Here is a 17406-nt window from a genome sequence, read left to right as displayed (position 1 = left end):
GAGCGTCCGCGCTGGACGTCTCCCGGACTACCAGTGGTCAACCAATTGCTTGACCTGCGACGCATCGTGGCAGCGCAGCAGCGCCTGACGAAAGCGTGGATTGGAAAACAGCCGGGCAGTGTCCGCCAGCAGTTCCAGGTGTTGCTGATCGGCGGGGGCGGGCACCAGCAGCACGAGGATATCGCTCACCGGCTGCTGGTCGGGGGCGGCAAAGGCCATGGCGGTCTGCGGCCGCAGGTACAACGCATGGATGCTATCGAGCTCGGCGAGCCGCGCATGGGGCACGGCCACACCGTCGCCGATGGCGGTGCTGGCGGCCAGTTCCCGGCGCCACAGACTGGCCGTGACCCCAGCGCCGGGCAGCTGTCGGGTCTCTTGCAGATGCTGGCCAACCTGTTCGAACAGGCACTGTTTGTTCGACACATGGACGTCGAGGAGGATGTCCTCGACCTGCAGATAGCGGGCAAGCTTGCTCATGGGCTTCTCCGGGCGTTTCAGGCTTGGCTCAAGGAGAATTGAAGCGCATTTGCCTGGCCGGGTCAGTGGCGGCCGGGCAGTCTTTACGAACTCTTTAGATCGCCGGCCCCCACCCCACATTCGCTCAGGGTGCCCTCGATAAAGTCGTTCTGGGCCACCTCAGGCATGGCCGGCAGCCGTTCGAACAACCCCTCGTCGCAGCCGCGCTGTATTTCGGCATGGTCCACTTCGACCACGTCCCAGCCGACACTCCCGGTCTCGACCATGGCCTTGATCATGCCGATTTCGCCGTTGTACTCGCCGGCCCGAACGCTAATCGAGTGTTGCTGCTCGAAGGGGGTGTAGAACGCCTGCTGCTGGGCTTGCTTGTTCAGCCCGCCGACGGAAACCACGGTCAGCGTATCGGCCTGGACGGCGCTGCAAAGCAGCGCCAGGGTCAGGCTGGCAAGAGCAGTTTTAAGCATGGCTGGTCTTCCTTCTTGTTGTTGTTTTAAAGATCGCGAGGGCCATCCTAGCCAGCACGGCTGCAGCTCATGAGGAATAAAAGGCGCGCTCAACGGGAGTTTTTTTCTCACGGCGTTGCACAGACGTCGCCCCGGTGCCAGCAGGCTGGGTAAGATCCAGAGACTGGCGCAACCCTGTACCGGGCACTGTGCCCGGACCATCGTCGCAGTGCGCCCGGGAGCCCAGACATGAACAACTTCACGGACTATCGCCTGCCTTCCCTGGATGCTCTGCTGGCCTTCCAGGCGGCCGCGCAGTTGCAGAGTTTCGAGCGCGCGGCCGATGCCCTGGCACTCACCGGGAGCGCCTTGCGCAAGCGTGTTGCAGGCCTGGAGCAACTGCTGGGCGTATCGTTGTTCGAGCGCCTGGGCGGCAGTGTGGTGCTGACCGTACAGGGGCAGGTCTACCTGGAGCAGGTCAGCCCGATCCTCGCGCAGTTGCTGGCAATCCCCGGGCATCAGCGTCCGGTGCAGCGCCAGCAGCACCTGACGGTCAGTTGCCCGCCGACCTTCGCCCGTCAGGTCCTCATCCCGCGCCTGCAGGAGCACAGCCTGGCCTACCCGGACGTCGACCTGCAGATCCAGCTCAGTGCGCCCATGGGCAGTATCGATGGTGGAGCCTGCGACGTGCTGATCAGTGGCGACAGCGCCGAGGTCGCGCCTTGTCAGCGGCTGCTCGACGAACAACTGCTGCCCATGGCCGCACCGGCCTTGCTGGCGCATTTCCCGGGCCTGGATCCGGTGCGGGATTTCGCCCGCTTGCCCTTGTTGCGTTCACCTCTGGAGCCCTGGCGGCCCTGGTTCATGCAAGCCGGCCTGGAACTCGTCGAACCGGGGCAGGGCCCGGCGCTGCTGGACCTGGGAATGATGCTTGAGGCGGCGGCCAAGGCTCAGGGCGTGGTTCTGGCGCGGCCCTCACTGGCACAGGCGTGGCTGGCCGATGGGCAGCTGGTGGCGATTGGCGAGGTGCGCAGCGAGCCCTCATTTCACTATCAACTGCGGGTTCGGCAGGCATCGCCGGCGGCGGAAGCCTTCAGCACCTGGTTGACCCGGGTCTGTCATGAAACCGTGCTTGAGGCGCAGGCACGCTTGAAGCATTCGCTGTAGGAAAGTTACGCCCGATAAGCGCGAAATCTTTTCCCGGTCACGCCTCGGGCAGGCCGTTAATCTCGCGCTGAACCTCAATCGGGAGCGGGCCAATGCCCATCATCACCTGTATCGAAGACTTGCGTGTAATGGCCCAGCGGCGGGTGCCGCGAATGTTCTATGACTATGTCGATGGCGGCTCCTGGACCGAGAGCACCTACCAGGCCAACCAGGCCGACTTCAGCGCGATCAAGCTGCGCCAGCGGGTGGCGCGCAACGTCGAGCAGCGCTCGCTCAGCGCTCGGCGAATGGGCATCGACATGGCCATGCCGCTGGCCATCGCGCCCACTGGCCTGGCAGGAATGATCCACGCCGACGGCGAGATTCTTGCCGCCCGCGCCGCCACCGCCGCCGGCATTCGCTACACCTTGTCGACGGTGAGCATTTGCTCCCTGGAGGACATCGCCCAGGCCATTGCCGCGCCGTTCTGGTTCCAGCTCTACGTCATGCGCGACCGCGGTTTCGTCGCCAGCCTGATTGACCGGGCCAAGGCCGCCGGTTGTGATGCCCTGGTCCTGACCCTTGATCTGCAGTTGAGCGGCCAGCGCCACAAAGACCTGAAAAACGGCCTGAGCATTCCACCGCGACTGACCTCCTCCAGTCTCTTGAATATCCTCGGCAAGCCGCGCTGGATCAAGGGGATGCTGAGTACCCGTCGGCACCATTTCGGCAACATCATGGGGCATGTCAAAGGCGTGGATGACAGGCGCCAGCTGGCTGAGTGGACTTACCAGCAGTTCGACCCGCGCCTGAGCTGGGACGACATTCAATGGATCAAGAAGCGCTGGGGCGGCAGGTTGATCCTCAAGGGCATTCTGGATGTCGAGGATGCGCGCCTGGCGGCGGACAGCGGCGCCGATGCCCTGATCGTCAGCAACCATGGCGGCCGGCAGCTGGACGGTGCGCCTTCCAGCATCAGCATGCTGCCGGCGATCGTCGAGGCCGTCGGCGAGCGGATCGAAGTCTGGCTCGACAGCGGTATCCGCAGCGGTCAGGACGTGATCAAGTCCCTGGCGCTGGGCGCCCAGGGGGTCATGCTCGGGCGTGCACATCTGTATGGCCTGGGGGCGATGGGTGAGGCTGGAGTGGCCAAGGCCCTGGAGATCATCGCCAGAGAAATGGACCTGACCCTGGCCCTGTGTGGGCACACCGATGTGCAGCATCTGGATCACGACATCCTGTTGCCGGGTAGCTACCCTCTGCCCTAGGCAGTGCGGCTCGCAGCCTGGGATGCAGCCGCCTGCTGCCAACCTCTCAAAGGGCCTCCAGAAAAGCCTTCAGCGCCTTCAGTTCGCTCCGGTCCAGCTCCAATACCTTGAATTGCGCTGAGGTCACGGGAAACAGCGGGTCTTGCAACTGTCCACCCTTGGGGACGGGTATGGGCATGCCGGCGTTGTAGAACAACAGCACCTGATCGAGGCTGCTGGCCAGCCCATTGTGAAACCAGGGGCCGGTATGGCTCACCAGTCGCAGTGAAGGTGTGCGAAAGCGCCCGATATCTTGCACCAGCCCGGTGACCTCATAACGCCCGAGGTCTTCGCGACGACGCCCATAGAAGGTCAGGCCTGCATTGTGGAAACGGTCGTCCTGCATCCCTGGACCGAAGTGGCAGTTCATGCAGCGCGCCTTGGTGCGAAACAGGTGCAGCCCCTGCAATTGCTGGTCGTTGAGGGCCTTCGTCTGCCCTCGCAGAAAGCGCTCGAAGGGGGTGCGTTGTGCAACCTGCAGCAGGCTGCGCTGATAAGTCGCCAATGCCGCCGCCACTTGCTCGGCCCCCAGCGCCTGTCCGGGAAATACCTTGGCGAACTGCGCCGGATAGTCCGTGCTGTCACGCAGCCGGGCCACCAGCTCCGCGACGCTGAAGGCCATCTCCTTCGGGTCGACGACCGGCATCAGGGCCTGCATCTCCAGACTGTCGGCGCGCCCGTCCCAGAACAGATGCCCGGCCAGGCCGCTGGCCACCAGGCTCGGCGCATTGCGCCGGCCCGCTGCACGGTCATGCCCGAATGAAACCCGGCGCCCATCGGCGAACCTCAGGTCCGGCTCATGGCAGGAGGCGCAGGCGATCTGCCCCGAACGCGACAGGCGCGGGTCGAAGAACAGCTGGCGGCCAAGGTCGGCCTTCTGCTGTGTGTAAGGGTTGTACTCCGGGGACGGCGCCCGCTCGGGCAAGGGGCCCAGCTCTTGCCAGGCCACCCCGGCATCCACCTGCGGCGCCGGCCACTGCGCGGAGGGCCGGCTGTACATTTCGCGCAGGCAAGCCGGTTCGCTTAGTGCGCAGGCACGCACCTGTTCCAGCCCGACCACCAACAACATGCCGAGCATGACCACAAGACTCTTCAGGGACCGGCGCATTTCAGAACGCGTACCCGACTTCGAGCCAGTACTGGCGGCCCACCTCATAGGTCGAGACCGAGTTGCTGTTGACCGTCTGGTTGGCATTGACCGACTTCTTGTCGAGCACGTTGAACACGTCGACATTGACGAACACTGTCTGGTCCTTGGCGGTGGGAATGCGCCAGCCCAGGCGCGTGTCCCAGGTCAGCGCTGCCTGGAATTTCTGTTCTTCCCAGACATCCACCGAGGTCCCCATGTAGTCCACATTGCGTCCCGTGTCGCCAATGCGCTTGTAGCCGGCGCGGTAGCGCCAGAAGTTGCTCCACTGCAGATTGGCTTGGGGGATCTGGGTAATGGTGGTCAGGCGGGCCGTCCAGGGCCGGTTGAAGTTGCTGGCCGGGCGGTCGTCATAATTGATGAAGCTGCCCTGGTACTGGATGACGTTGTTCTGGTAGTACAGGTTTTCGGCAGCGACGTAGGTCGGCGCGGAGGCCTTGCTGTCGGTCCAGTTGAGCGCCAGCTGCCCGCCGGTCTGGGTGCCCAGCAGTGTCCAGCGCTGCAACGGCGTCACCGTCAGGGTGTAGGTGTCGGTCTCGCTCTTGCCGTCGTTGGTGTAGGTGGTGTAGTTGCTCGCCAGCGTCGGGTCCGTGGAGGGCTCGCCCAAGGTCTTTCCGGACACCTGCACCACCTGGTCGCGGCCCTTGCGATTGACATACTTGAGGGCATATTCGACCCCGGCCCATTGCTGCACCACGCCCAGCATCAGCTCATCGTCGTAGGGAATGTCCAGCTGATTGAAACGCACCTGGTTGGCGGCGTTGGACTTGACCACCCAGGGTTTGTCCAGGCTGTCGCGGGTTTCGTTGAAGCGCAGGCGGTTGCGTCCGTCTTGCAGCTGCCAGCTGCTGACACTGCGCCCGTAGTAACGGTTGACGCCGGCATTGAGCAAGGTGGTGCGGTCACCGAACAGGTCATATTCGAGGGAGAAGCGCGGCGCCCAGGTGGTCTTGTCCATGTAGTCGTCGCTGTCCACGCGCACGCCCGGGCGCAAGGTCAGTTGGCCGATGGTGATCTCGTCCTGCAACCAGCTGCCCCAGGAGGTGGTGGTGAAGTCGAATTCGCCGGTGGCGTAGCGGGTACGGCTCTTCATGTACTGGCCCGCCCAGCCGTTCAGGGTCCGGCCCATGTTGCAGGCGACGCTGTCGGTAACCCCGGCGCTGTTGGTGCAGGTTGTGGTCGCCGCGGGGGCAACATAGGTGCTGCTGTCGGTCAGGCGCTCGTAGCGCACGTACTGGCGGGAGAATTCCAGGCCGGTTTGCGGACGGTGAGTCATGCCCAGCCAGTCGACGCTGCGCCAGTCGGCATTGAGCTTGTACTGCCAGGTACGTTGCTGCTGCTCGATATCCCCCCAACCGCCTTCAAGGGTATTGGCGGTGGGCTTGTTGCCGATGCCCCAGTCCTTGGTGGTCGACTTGCGCCAGGTCCAGTAGTCGGCCGAATCCGACTGGCGGCTCTGTTCCTGGCCGCTCCACGCCAGGTTCTGTTCGATGCGCGCCAGGTCGCCATCCCATATTGTGCGCAGGTTCAACTGGGTGCCGCCGGCCTTGTTGTCATAACCCGAGTTGGCCACGTTGGCACGCAAGTAATGACTCTCCTCTGGGGCATGGGTCACGCTGGTCTCGACAGTGAGCTGATCGCTGGCTTTCCATACCGACTTGAGGAAGTAGTTGTCGATGCGCCGCTTCTGCTTCTCCTCGTGAAAGCCCATTTCCTCGACATTGTTGTAGGAGTAGAAACCCAGCGGGATGGTCGAGCGCTTCTGGCTGAAGCTGCCGAGCAGGCCGAAATTGTCGGTCAGGTGGCCCTGCAGCGTGCCGCGAACGGTGACCTTGTCGAACTTGGGCTGCTCGTCGGGAGAGCCGGAGTTCTGCATGCGCAGCTCTTCGCTTTCGTCGATGTGATATTTAGTCCAGGCGGAACGGGTGGTCTGCACCGAGAACTTGCCGTGCAGTGCCTGGGTTGGCGCACGGGTTTGCGCATCGATGACGCCGCCGTTGAAGCCGCCATAGGCCGCTGGCACGTTGCTGTCCAGGACCGTGATGTTCTCCAGCAGGTCGGTGTCCAGTGCCAGGCCCTGGCTGCGCCCCGGTACCGCGTCCAGAAGTTGTACCCGGTCTTCGGCCGGATCGATGTCATTGTTCATGTTGATGCCATCGATCAGGAAGGCATTCTGGTAGAACTGCGCCCCGTTGATGCTGATGTTGGCCGGGCCGATTTCCCCAGGGGTCTTGCTGCTGAGCTGGGCATCGTCGAACTGCACGTTGGGATGGCTGCGCAGCAAGCTGGTGATGTCGCCATTGCCCGCCGGCATGGCTTCGATCGTCGCGCGGTCGATACGAGTCTCCCCCTGAGGCAGCACCCACTCGCCAGGGACCTTGGTATTGCCCAGGCGGACCGGATCGGTACGCGGGCGAGTCGCCCGTTGCACCATCAGCGCATCGTCACCGACGTAAATCCACTCCAACTGGCTGCCCTTGAGCAGTTTTGCCAGCGCCTGCTCGGCGCTCAGCTCGCCCTGTACCGCCGGAGCGTTCAGGTTGAGCAGCAGTTGGCTTTCGACGCTGATCTGCAGACCGGTCTGCTGTGCCAGCGCCATCAGCGCCGTGCTTAACGGCTGGCGCGCGATGTCGATGCTATGCCGTGTGCGCAGGTCACTGGCCAAGGCCGGCAAGGACACCGCCAGCCCTACTGACAGCCACAATAGCCGCGCACTGCGCCGGCAACCCTGAAGACCCTGTGGGGGGAAAATGGACATGCTCTGGTGGACTCCCCGATAGTGCGAATAATACGCACATGCTAATGAGAATAATTATGATTAACTCAGCGGGGCAATAAACGAACGGCGATCGAGAACTTCCAGAAAATTGTGAAATTTATTGTTTTACCGGTACTTGCGGCTCTTCGCGGATCAGGGTGAGGTACGGCCCCCATTGACTGAGGCGCCCGCCCAGTGGGGCGATCGCCAGCTGCAGCGCGCTGACTGGCGAGCGCAGGTTCAGCGAAGCGGTGATACGCCGCTCGCCCAGCGCAGGGTCCGCCAATAGCAGTACACCGGGGTAATAGTCCTGCAGCGCATCAATCACCTCGGAGAGCGGCCGGTCATTGACCAGCAATTGCCACTGGCGCCAGGAGGCAACCTGGCCAGGCAACAGCCGACCGCGTTGCGGCGGGCCCTGGTCCAGGCCGAGGCGAAGGCTATCGCCCGGGCCCAGGGCCGGCACCGCGAGTTCGCCGCGTCCATCGCGAACCTGGACTGCGCCGCTCTGCACCGCCACCACCACGGCGTTGCGGCTGAGATCCACGTCGAACGCGGTCCCTACGACCCTGACCTTGATGTCCGCGGCCTGTACCGTGAACGGGCGCGCGGCATCGTGGCTGACCTCGAAGAACGCCTGTCCCCGGAGTAGGGTGACCGCCCGCGTACCGGGTTCGAAGTCCACTCCAATAGCGCTGTCGCTGCCCAGTTCGATACGGCTGCCGTCACTCAAGAGCAGCTGTCGATGCTCGCCGGTTGGGCTGGTATAGGCGGTCGGAGGCCTAGGTCCGAGCAACAACAGCACACAGGCCGCCAATGCAAACGCCTTCAGTGCCCGACCCGGCCAGTTGCGCCGGGCCTGGATCGGGGTTGGCAAAGGCTGGGGCGCGGGTGGCTCCAGCGGCTCCAGGCCGCCAGTGAGCAACCAGATTTTCTCGGCCTTGCACCAGGCCCGGGCATGGCGCTCATCAGCGGCCAGCCAGCGCGCATGGGCCTGTTGCAGTAAGGCGTCATCCGGCGCGGCGTGGCATTGCAGTAGCCAATCCATCGCCGCCTGCCACACCGGGTCGTCCTTCAGTGAACCGGATACAGGTTGAGGCAAGGGGGTATCAGTCATCGGCCAGGTGCTCCGCACAGTGGGTCAGTGCGTCACGCACCAGCTGGTGCGCCAAGCTGGTGGAGATCTTCAGCTCAACGGCAATTTCCTGGAAGGTCATGTGTTGCAGACGATGCATGTGAAAGGCCCGCCGTGTGCGCTCCGGCAGCAATGTCAGGGCATCCTGCAGCAGGCGCAACTGGTCGCAGTGCAACGCCTGATGTTCCGGTGACGGCGTACTCGAAGGCAGTTCGTTCAGCAGATCGGCGCCATCGGGATGACGGTTTTCCAGGGTCGAGCGCCGCAGCAGGTCAAAGGACAGGTTGCGCACGATACGGTACAGGTAGCCCACCGGGTTGCTCGGCTGGGCGGCACTATCAGCCTGGCCGCAGAAGCGCAGCCAGGCCTCCTGGACCACTTCTTCGGCTTGCGCCCGGCAACCGACAATGGGCGCCGAATAGTCGACCAGCGCGGTGCGATGGGAAAGGTAGAGCTCGAGTTTATCGCTGAGATAAGACACGGCGGCGATCATTCAAGGCGGGATCAGGCCAGGGGGGCGGAATTCTATTCTTAATCACAAATGATTATCAAATACATTTGGGTAAGCCCTGATAAGTATCTCCCGGGCAAGTCTTGCGCTGGGATGGCCTTGCTTGAGGGCATTTTCTGCAGTTGGCTCAGTTGCTCATGGGGCAGGCGGACCGCGGCTTGCCACATTTTGCGCCGCTGATTGTCGTAGCCGTAGCGACTGGAGAGGTTGCCCAGGGCGTCGTTGTTGTTCTTGCAGCAGGCGCAGGCCTTGCCAGAGGAAGGTCGTGTCTTGGGTCTGGCCGCTTTGCGTGACGGCATTTAGCAATGCGTCGCCCGAGGGCGTCGTAGTGGTAACGCGCTTCGCTGTGCAGGGTTGCGCCGTGCCAGGTCTGGGCATGGATCAAGCGGTTTTCGCAGTCGTAGGTAAAGCGTTGCGTTGCGCCGTTGGTGCTGCTCTTTTCGCTAAGGTTGCCCCAGTCGTCGTAGGTAAAACGCAGGTCTTTGAAGGCGACCAGACGGTTGTTCTGGATGCGATCGAATTGCCAATTGCCGCTGCCGCAAAGGTTGCCGGCCGGGTCGTAGGAAAAGTCTTCGGTGTGCAGTTGCGGGTGGTTCGGCTGGCGGCTGCGCAGTTGGCCGCTGGCGTCGTAGTGGAAGTCGGTGATACCGCGCTGTTTGTCGACGATCCGTTGTACTTCACTGCCGTCGCTGTAGTGATAGCGGCGGTGCAGGGTGGTGGCGGGATGTTGTGGGAGGCCGAGCAGGCTGTCGGTTTTTTCCTGCAGTTGGCTTAGTTGCTCGTGGGGCAGGCGGATCGCGGCTTGCCACATTTCACCTAGTGTGCTTCTGAAACAACCCCTTCAGGGATTGGCTATTAACCATGGCTACTTTACGAACCATAAACGCCTATATCTAAAGCGTGGCCGATTTGAAAGGGGCTATCCGTGAATTTATCGAAGCTCATAACGAGCACTCAGCCAAGCCCTTTAAATGGAACAACACGGCTGAGAGCATCATCAGTTCGGTACATAAAGCAAAGCTGAGTGCGATCAAAAATAAGTTAATTGATTAACCGCTCAGGCTATTAGTCCTATTAATCGCACTAAAATATCTACATCATTAATATCTGCTGATTTAATTTAGCTTTGTGCTCTGCAACCAATCCTTGATCCACGAGTTTTTCATTAGCTCAGGTGATACATTTTCTAGAGCTCGAGAAAACTCACTTATCACGCTGATCAACAAATGCTTTAGATGAACTATAGAGATGTTCTCGATCATTGGGTTCGGCTGCCAACTTGTTTGGCTTGTGCAGACTGCTACGTAATTTTCCTTCGAAGGACTGAAAGATATAAGTCGCTCAACCCCCTGCTCATACAGATCAATTTCAAATGCAAGACTCGAATTTATTGCCCGAACAGCATCGGGCATTTGCTCGAGAAAAACTGATAAATCTGTTCCTATGTCAACAGGCCATTTTTCTTGGCCGAAACCAGAAATACTAAAATATCCAGATAGTTCCAGCTTTTTACAGGCGTCCATTAAAATGGACCTCACATCATCATCTTCAACGTTATATCTACGGAATGGGGAAGTTGTTTTTAGCTTATCAAAAAACTTCAGCTCTATATTGAAATTCGACATTATTACTCCAAGACAGGATAGGAAGTTCTGATCTCATTTCCTCTAGGGACGACAAGGGCATGCTTAGCTTGAGTAATACTGCCATCTGGCTTTATGACTTGCCCTAATCCCTCAGGGATAGGAATTTTCGTTGGCTTAGTAACATTGACATTGCTGAGTAACTCTGCAGCCTGCTCATTATTAAGCCATTGCCCTTGATTGTTATTTGTTCCACGAGCTCTATCCATTAATCGTTTTGTGTTTTTTGCTCCTGCGCCATGTTCGTTAAAGGTGTGACCGTATTTTTTAACGCTCTTCCAATTAGATGTAGATTTGGAAGCACATAAACCCCACGGATCAACCCACCCCAACGCATTCGGCGCATACCGATACAGGTTTTCCCCACCCGCCAACCCAATCGGGTCCTGCGTGGTAAACCGTCCCACCGCCGGATCGTAGTACCTGAAGGTGTTGTAGTACAGCCCGCTTTCCCGGTCGTGATACTGCCCCTGAAAGCGCAGATTCTGTTCCACCGTATTCGGTGATAACGCTTCCAATCCGCCCCAGGCTTTGTAGTACGCGCGCCACACCACATGCCCTTGGGCGTCGGTCATTTCCTGCGGTGTGCCGATCTGGTCGGTATGGAAGTAGTAGGTCTGGCCGGGGTGTTCGGGCAGCTTGGGATCTGTGTCGATGCGCGCCAGGGGCGCGTAGCTGTCTGGCTCGTAGACGTAGGTGCTGTGGCGCTGTGGTTGTTGTTCTTGCAGCAGGCGCAGGCCTTGCCAGAGGAAGGTCGTGTCTTGGGTCTGGCCGCTTTGCGTGACGGCTTTAGCGATGCGTCGCCCGAGGGCGTCGTAGTGGTAGCGCGCTTCGCTGTGCAGGGTCGCGCCGTGCCAGGTCTGGGCATGGATCAGGCGGTTTTCGCAGTCGTAGGTAAAGCGTTGCGTTGCGCCGTTGGTGCTGCTTTTTTCGCTGAGGTTGCCCCAGTCGTCGTAGGTAAAGCGCAGGGCTTTGAAGGCGACCAGACGGTTGTTCTGGATGCGATCGAATTGCCAACTGCCGCTGCCGCAAAGGTTGCCGGCCGGGTCGTAGGAAAAGTCTTCGGTGTGCAGTTGCGGGTGGTTCGGCTGGCGGCTGCGTAGTTGGCCGCTGGCGTCGTAGTGGAAGTCGGTGATACCGCGCTGTTTGTCGACGATCCGTTGCACTTCACCGCCGTCGCTGTAGTGATAGCGGCGGTGCAGGGCGGTGGCGGGATGTTGTGGGAGGCCGAGCAGACTGTCGGTTTTTTCCTGCAGTTGGCTTAGTTGCTCGTGGGGCAGGCGGATCGCGGCTTGCCACATTTTGCGCCCCTGGCTGTCGTAGCCGTAGCGACTGGTGAGTGTGCCTTGGGTACGCAGGGTTTCGCGGTGCAGGGCGTCGCGCTCGAAGTCGCTGATCAGGTGGCCATCGAGGTTGATCTGGTGCAGGTGGCCGCTGCCGTAATAGAGCTGGTTGAGCTGGCGAGCGTCGGGCAAGGTCAGCCCGGTGAGGTTGCCCAGGGTGTCGTAGTGGTAGGCAAGATTGCCGGTGCTGCTGCTTTCGCTCAGCAGTTGGTCGGCGGCGTCATAGCTGAAGGCCAGGCGGTCGGAGCGGATGCCCAGGGCGTCTCCCACCTTGCTTGGCAGGCGTTCGACGGCGATCAGACGGTCCGCGTCGTCGTAGTGATAATCCAGGCGAGCATCGCTCGTGACCCGGCTGAGCAGACGCCCCGCGGCGTCGTGTTCGAATTGTTGCTGACGAGTGACCTGGACCAGGGTCGGGCTGGTGGCGATTTCTTCCAACTGGCTCAGTTGGCCGTTGAGGCTATAGCTGAAGCGGCGGCGCAGGCCATCGATGCGCACTTCTTCCTGCAGGCGATCGCTGGCGTCGTAGCTGAAGCGGTAGGCGGCCTTGTTTTCATTCAGCAGAGCGATCAGGCGCTGGGCTTTGTCGTATTGATAGTGAACCTGCTGGCCACGGGCGTCCTTGCGTTGGCTGGGCAGGCCCCGGGGCGTGCGCGCCAGGCTGGTGGTGTGGCCATCGGCATTGGTGTGGCTGAGCAACTGGCCAAGGGCGTTGTAACGGTACTGGTCATGGCTACCGCCTGGATGGTCGACGCGCAGCACTTCGCCATCGGCTTTGCGGGTCAGACGCGTGGTGCACTTCAGGGCATCGGTGATGCTCGCCAGGTGCAGGTGGCTGTCGTAGCCATAGCGCGTCAGTTGACCGGAACAGTCCTGGTATTGCTCGATCTGCCCCAGTTCGTTCCACCATAGTCGGGTGTTGTTGCCCAGCGGGTCGATGCGGGTGTGGGGCAGGCCGGCGTCAGTGTTGAAGAACTGGGTCACCTGACCCAAAGGGTCGGTGCTGTCGAGCAGGTTACCGTGACGGTCATAGCTCCAGCGCTGGCAACTGCCATCGGCACGCTCGATGGTGGTGATCAGGTCCGTGTCCAGGTGATAGCTGTAACGGATCGAGCGGCCCAGGGGATCGGTTTCTTCCTCCAGTCGCGAGAGCTTGTCGTAGGTAAAACTCAAGGTGCTGCCGTCGGGCAACTCCAGGCCGGTCATGTTGCCGGACTCATCAAGCTGGAAACGGTACTGCTCGCCACCAAAGTCACGGCTGGCGATAACTCGCCGACCTTCGTTGTAATCGATCCGTGCAGTACGACCGAGCACGTCTTTGATATGAGTCTGACGCTGTGCCAGGTCATAGCTGAACAGGTAGCGCTCACCGTCACTGGTCCAGTGCTCGGTGACCCTGGGCTGACCGTCGTTCAGGGTCGCCCAGCGGTAGTGACAGCGCAGGCCCAGGGCGTTTTCGTGGGCGACCATCAGGCCCTGGTCGTAGGCAAAACCTCGCACCCGTTCGCCGTTGCGGTTGATGACTTGGCGCAGTTGGCCGTTGGCGTCGTATTGGTAATGCACCAGGGTTTCGACAGGCTGGTTATCGACGACCCGTTCGACTCGGCTCAGGCGTCGTTCGTGCTGCTCGTAACATAGGTGCAGACGAATGCCGCCCGTGGCGCACAAGTCGCTCAGACGCTGCTGACCGTCATAGCTGAAATTAAGAAAGTGACCGAGGGCGTTTTCGATACGCCGCAGGGGAGATGGCTGACCGTCGTCGGCCAGCTCACCGAAATAGAAGAAGGTGTTGTCGAGGCTTTGCAGCAGATAGTGCCCACCTTCGGAGCGCACCACGAACAGTTGTTCGTCCGTCAGGTAGGCGCGCTCGCCGGGCTCCAGTTGCGGCAAGGGCAGGTCACGCCCCTGGTTGTCGCGCAGGTACAGTTGCTGGTCTTCCAGGCGCAGGTTTTGCTCCCAGGGCAGCACCCAGCCGCGCCCGAGCAAGCCTTCGTGGGTAAGGTCACTGGCATAGAAGCGCGCCCAGGTGATGGGCATCAGTCCTGGCAGGCTGAAGTCGGTTTCGCTCTCTTCAAGAAGCAGTTTGCGCCCGCTGATGGCGTCCACCGGATTGCCGAACAGGGCACCGGCCACGCGGCCAATAGCCGGACCAATGACGAAGCGTCCTGCCAGTTCACCCGCGACAAACCCGGCAGCAAATTTCAATGCACAAGGGGCGACGGCCTTCAGGCCAATTTTACCGGCCGTCAACGCCAGTTTCAGTAGGCCGCCGGCGGCGCCGGCCACGGCCATGAGGATATCGACGGTGGTGCGCAGCCACTGCGGAATCTCGTCTTCGATCTCCAGGTACTGCTCTTTTTCGGCGCCGATAAAAACGCTGTCCGAGCCGCTGTCGATGACGCTGCCGCAGGTCAGCTTGTCGCCCTTGCGCGCCGCCGGCAGGCCGTTGATAAACACCTTGGCCGAGCCCTCCGCCACCATCGGAGGAGCCGGATGCTTGGTGCAGATACCCAGGCTATCCTGCACTTGTGCGGCATTCAGGCCATTGATGAATACGTCCGGCGAACCGCTGCTGATGCCCCCGGCGGGGGCCTTGGACATTCGCCCAATGGCTTCGCCCGCGGAGGTCAGTGCCATACCTCCCACACCCGCAAGCACCCCGGCCAGCAAGGCAGTGCCAAATCCGCAGGTGGCGACGGTGAGTATGGCCACGGCCGCAATCAAGGCGATCCCCAGCGCCGCCCCCACCAGAAACCCCACCAGCGCGTTGCTGTGGGCCAGTTCGTCGTTTAACCGTGCCGCTTCAAACATGCTTGGCCTCCCAGGCCTCTCGTTCCTTGAGTGCGCAGGCGCCTTATGGCTTGGACGGGGATGGAGGATGGGCCTCAAAGCTCGCCAGGACGTCTGTCCACAGCTGATTCAATGAGTCGTCAAAGGGCTGCTGGCTAGTGGCCGAAAACACCAGCACGCGCTGCGGCGAGACGATGAAACCGGCCTGCCGCTGGTACACCGGACGCCCGTCGCTCTGGTAATGGGCGTCGACTTGCAGGCCCGGTACCGGCGACTGCGTCGAAAGCCAGACCTCTTGCAGGTCCTGACGTTTGTATTTGCGCAACTTGGCGGCAATCAGGCCGACCTGGCGCTCGACATACTCCGCCAGGCTTTCCCCGGGCAGCGTGAGGTCCCGGGACAGGGTCAGGCTGAAGGGCGCGGGCAGGGCGACGCCTGGGACGAACATGTTGACGCTGCGATCTTGAAATCCGCTGGGCAGCGTGAGTTTTCCTTCCTGGATCAGGTAGTCCATGGGTGCTTGCTCTTGGGAAATGAAGGTCAGGCGGTGGGTGCCGGTGGTGGAGAGAAGGCAGCCTCGACTTCGGTATCGATGTTGCCTTTGACGCCATCCGTTTCGGGGGCGGTGGTTGCGGCGCCGCCGGGCATATTGATGTCGAGCTGACCGCCGGTATTGATCTGCGCGTCGCCGGTCACCGAGAAGTTGAACTTCGAGCCATAAAGGTTGATCTCCCCACTGGCTTTCATTTCAAAAACGCTCTGGCCGCAGACCAGGCGTATTTTTTCCCCGGCTTCGATCAAGTACTGGGTGCCGATGCTGTCCTTCTTGGTGGCGCCGACTTGCAGGGTGTCGTCGACCTTGACCGTTCTCAGGCTGTTCTGGCCGACGGTGATGGTTTCGTCCTGGCCGACCGAGTGCACACGGTTGACGCCGACCCAATGGCTTTCATTGTTCTTGACGGTGCAGTCCTGATCGCGCTGGGCATGGATGTAGATTTGCTCCTGGCCGGCGCGGTCCTCGATGCGCAACTCGTTGGACCCCTTGCCCCCCAGGCTGCTGCGGGTTTTGAACACGCTGCGGGTCTTGTTCGCCGGCAGCGGGTAGGGCACCGGCGTGTGCTGGTTCGGTACGCAACCGGTCACCAGCGGCTGCTCGGGATCGCCGCCGATAAAGCTGACCAGCACCTCCATGCCGATCCGCGGGATGATCACGTGACCAAAACCCTCGCCCGCCCAACTGGTGGCCACGCGCACCCAGCAGCTGGAGAATTCGTTGCGTTGGCCTTCGCGGTCCCAATGAAACTGAATTTTTATGCGCGAAAAATCGTCACACCAGATTTCCTCACCGGCAGGACCGGTCACCAGCGCGGTCTGGCTGCTCAGTCGAGGCTTGGGGGCCGGCTCTTGCGGCCGAAAGAATATCTCGCTGGGGATGGCGCTGAAGTGGTTGCGGTAACCCTGGGTAAAGCCGCCGTGGCGGTCGTCGCTGGTGACCGACTCTTCCAGCACCTGCGGTTGTCGACCTTCATGTTCAACGCTGACCAGCAGCCACATCTGGTTGTATTCGCCGCGCGGATGCTCGCTGAGGGTGACCAGATGGCCGCAGCGAAAGCTCGCTAGATCGCCCTGACCCTTGGCCAGTTGGTAGTCGGCACGGTGGCCTTCAAGGGCGATCTGGCTCAGCTGCTTGCCCACTGCGCCGGTGTTGTAGTGGCCCGGGTAGCGATAGTCCTCCAGGATCGGCGCTGCCTCGCTCTGTGCGGAACTGTGCAGGGTGCTGGGCACCGGATCGAGCTTGGCGCCGTTGGACGCGCCGCGTGGATCGGGCTTTTTCAGGTCGTAGTCGCGGCGCACCACCTGGCTGGTGCGGGTGCTGAAACGCACCGCGAAATGACTGACCACCGGGTCTTCGGCGGCCAGGCCACTGCCTTGTTGATAGCGCGCATGGGCCAGGATCGGGTAGTCGGTCTGATTGTCGGAAAATACCAGCAGGTGCTGGTCGAGGCTGTGTTCGTGGTGCCAGTGAATGCCGTCTTCGAAGCACAGACGTTGTAGAAACTGGAAATCCGTCTCGCCGTATTGCACGCAATACACCCGGGGCAGCGACGGCTTGGGGGCAATGTTGAAGCGGTATTGGTCGGCGAGGATGCCGTGTTCCTTGAACACCTTGGCAATGATCTGCGGCACCGTCAGGTTCTGGTAGAACCGTTGGTTGTGGCGGTGCTGCAACTGGTAAAGGTGCGGGCGCAGGATCAGGTGATAGTGGGTCATGCGCTTGCCGCTGTCGCCGATTTCGATGTCGTCGATCAGGCCGTGGATGCCTTCACCCTTGAGGCCGAACTGCAAGAACGCCGGTTGGTTGAGCAGGCTTTCCAGATCGATGTTGGGGTTGTCCGAAACCAGCTCGATATGGATCGCATACAGCTCGCTGATGGCTTCGCGGCCCTTGAAGGCCAGCACCTTGAAGTCGTGGCGAACAGAAGGGATGGACAGCACGAAATGCGCAGTGTCGGCCGGCGCGAACATAGGCTCATCCTTAAGCTTGAGAGAGGCCAGACCCGTGCCGTACCTGGCCCGGGTGCAAAGTGGCGCTCAACCTAGCAAAGGGTGCGCAAACGCTAATATGAGACGAGTCTGGAAAGTCAGTTGAATTTTCCGCACCTGGCTTGGCTTTCCGCAGCAAGCAGCGAGGTTATGACTGACCCA

General features: G+C 61.2%; 13 protein-coding genes and 1 pseudogene. 3 read left to right on the top strand and 11 right to left on the bottom strand.

Annotated features, from left to right (window positions below):
* Positions 1-27: 27 nt before the first annotated feature.
* Both FW796_RS17185 and FW796_RS17180 read right to left on the bottom strand, forming a co-directional pair.
* A complete protein-coding gene (locus FW796_RS17185; protein WP_346635359.1) occupies positions 28-477 on the bottom strand; it encodes a PTS sugar transporter subunit IIA in 450 nt (149 codons plus the stop codon).
* Between the two features lie 83 nt (positions 478-560).
* Complete coding sequence (locus tag FW796_RS17180; protein ID WP_446439635.1) at positions 561-941, bottom strand: hypothetical protein; 381 nt, start codon at positions 939-941, stop codon at positions 561-563.
* Between the two features lie 228 nt (positions 942-1169).
* On the opposite strand from FW796_RS17180, the gene FW796_RS17175 reads away from it, so the two are divergent.
* Both FW796_RS17175 and FW796_RS17170 read left to right on the top strand, forming a co-directional pair.
* Positions 1170-2087 (top strand): LysR substrate-binding domain-containing protein, encoded by a 918-nt coding sequence (locus tag FW796_RS17175; RefSeq protein ID WP_446439634.1) that lies wholly within the window; start codon positions 1170-1172, stop codon positions 2085-2087.
* Positions 2088-2179: 92 nt separating this feature from the next.
* On the top strand, positions 2180-3334 hold the full coding sequence (locus FW796_RS17170) for an alpha-hydroxy acid oxidase (protein ID WP_346635362.1): 1155 nt from the start codon (positions 2180-2182) through the stop codon (positions 3332-3334).
* A gap of 46 nt (positions 3335-3380) precedes the next feature.
* Here the strand turns inward: FW796_RS17170 and FW796_RS17165 are convergent, their stop codons facing one another.
* The 5 genes from FW796_RS17165 to FW796_RS17145 all read right to left on the bottom strand — a co-directional run bounded on the left by FW796_RS17165 (position 3381) and on the right by FW796_RS17145 (position 9735).
* Entirely contained in the window at positions 3381-4481 is a 1101-nt protein-coding gene (locus FW796_RS17165; protein WP_446439633.1) for a cytochrome-c peroxidase, read from the bottom strand.
* 1 nt (position 4482) lies between these two features.
* Entirely contained in the window at positions 4483-7278 is a 2796-nt protein-coding gene (locus FW796_RS17160; RefSeq protein WP_346635364.1) for a secretin and TonB N-terminal domain-containing protein, read from the bottom strand.
* A 118-nt stretch (positions 7279-7396) separates the two neighbouring features.
* On the bottom strand, positions 7397-8395 hold the full coding sequence (locus FW796_RS17155) for a FecR family protein (protein ID WP_346635365.1): 999 nt from the start codon (positions 8393-8395) through the stop codon (positions 7397-7399).
* Positions 8388-8906 (bottom strand): sigma-70 family RNA polymerase sigma factor, encoded by a 519-nt coding sequence (locus FW796_RS17150; RefSeq protein WP_446439632.1) that lies wholly within the window; start codon positions 8904-8906, stop codon positions 8388-8390. The genes FW796_RS17155 and FW796_RS17150 overlap by 8 nt, the downstream gene beginning before the upstream one ends.
* 145 nt (positions 8907-9051) lie before the next feature.
* Complete coding sequence (locus tag FW796_RS17145; protein ID WP_446439631.1) at positions 9052-9735, bottom strand: RHS repeat domain-containing protein; 684 nt, start codon at positions 9733-9735, stop codon at positions 9052-9054.
* A gap of 86 nt (positions 9736-9821) precedes the next feature.
* On the opposite strand from FW796_RS17145, the pseudogene FW796_RS17140 reads away from it, so the two are divergent.
* Positions 9822-9977, top strand: a pseudogene (locus FW796_RS17140) (IS630 family transposase); the annotation flags it as partial.
* A 62-nt stretch (positions 9978-10039) separates the two neighbouring features.
* On the opposite strand, the gene FW796_RS17135 reads toward FW796_RS17140, so the two are convergent.
* The 4 genes from FW796_RS17135 to FW796_RS17120 are packed head-to-tail and all read right to left on the bottom strand — an operon-like array spanning position 10040 to position 17226.
* Positions 10040-10549, bottom strand: coding sequence for a hypothetical protein (locus FW796_RS17135; RefSeq protein ID WP_446439630.1), 510 nt, complete (start codon positions 10547-10549; stop codon positions 10040-10042).
* A 2-nt stretch (positions 10550-10551) separates the two neighbouring features.
* Positions 10552-14721, bottom strand: coding sequence for an RHS repeat-associated core domain-containing protein (locus tag FW796_RS17130; protein WP_446439629.1), 4170 nt, complete (start codon positions 14719-14721; stop codon positions 10552-10554).
* 43 nt (positions 14722-14764) lie between these two features.
* Positions 14765-15214 (bottom strand): DcrB-related protein, encoded by a 450-nt coding sequence (locus FW796_RS17125; RefSeq protein ID WP_446439628.1) that lies wholly within the window; start codon positions 15212-15214, stop codon positions 14765-14767.
* 26 nt (positions 15215-15240) lie between these two features.
* Positions 15241-17226 (bottom strand): type VI secretion system Vgr family protein, encoded by a 1986-nt coding sequence (locus FW796_RS17120; RefSeq protein WP_446439627.1) that lies wholly within the window; start codon positions 17224-17226, stop codon positions 15241-15243.
* Positions 17227-17406 lie beyond the last annotated feature (180 nt).

The sequence above is a fragment of the Pseudomonas sp. 910_21 genome (assembly GCF_052850735.1).
Note: the sequence above shows the minus strand (reverse complement) of the source record. Positions and strands in the feature narration are given on the sequence as shown.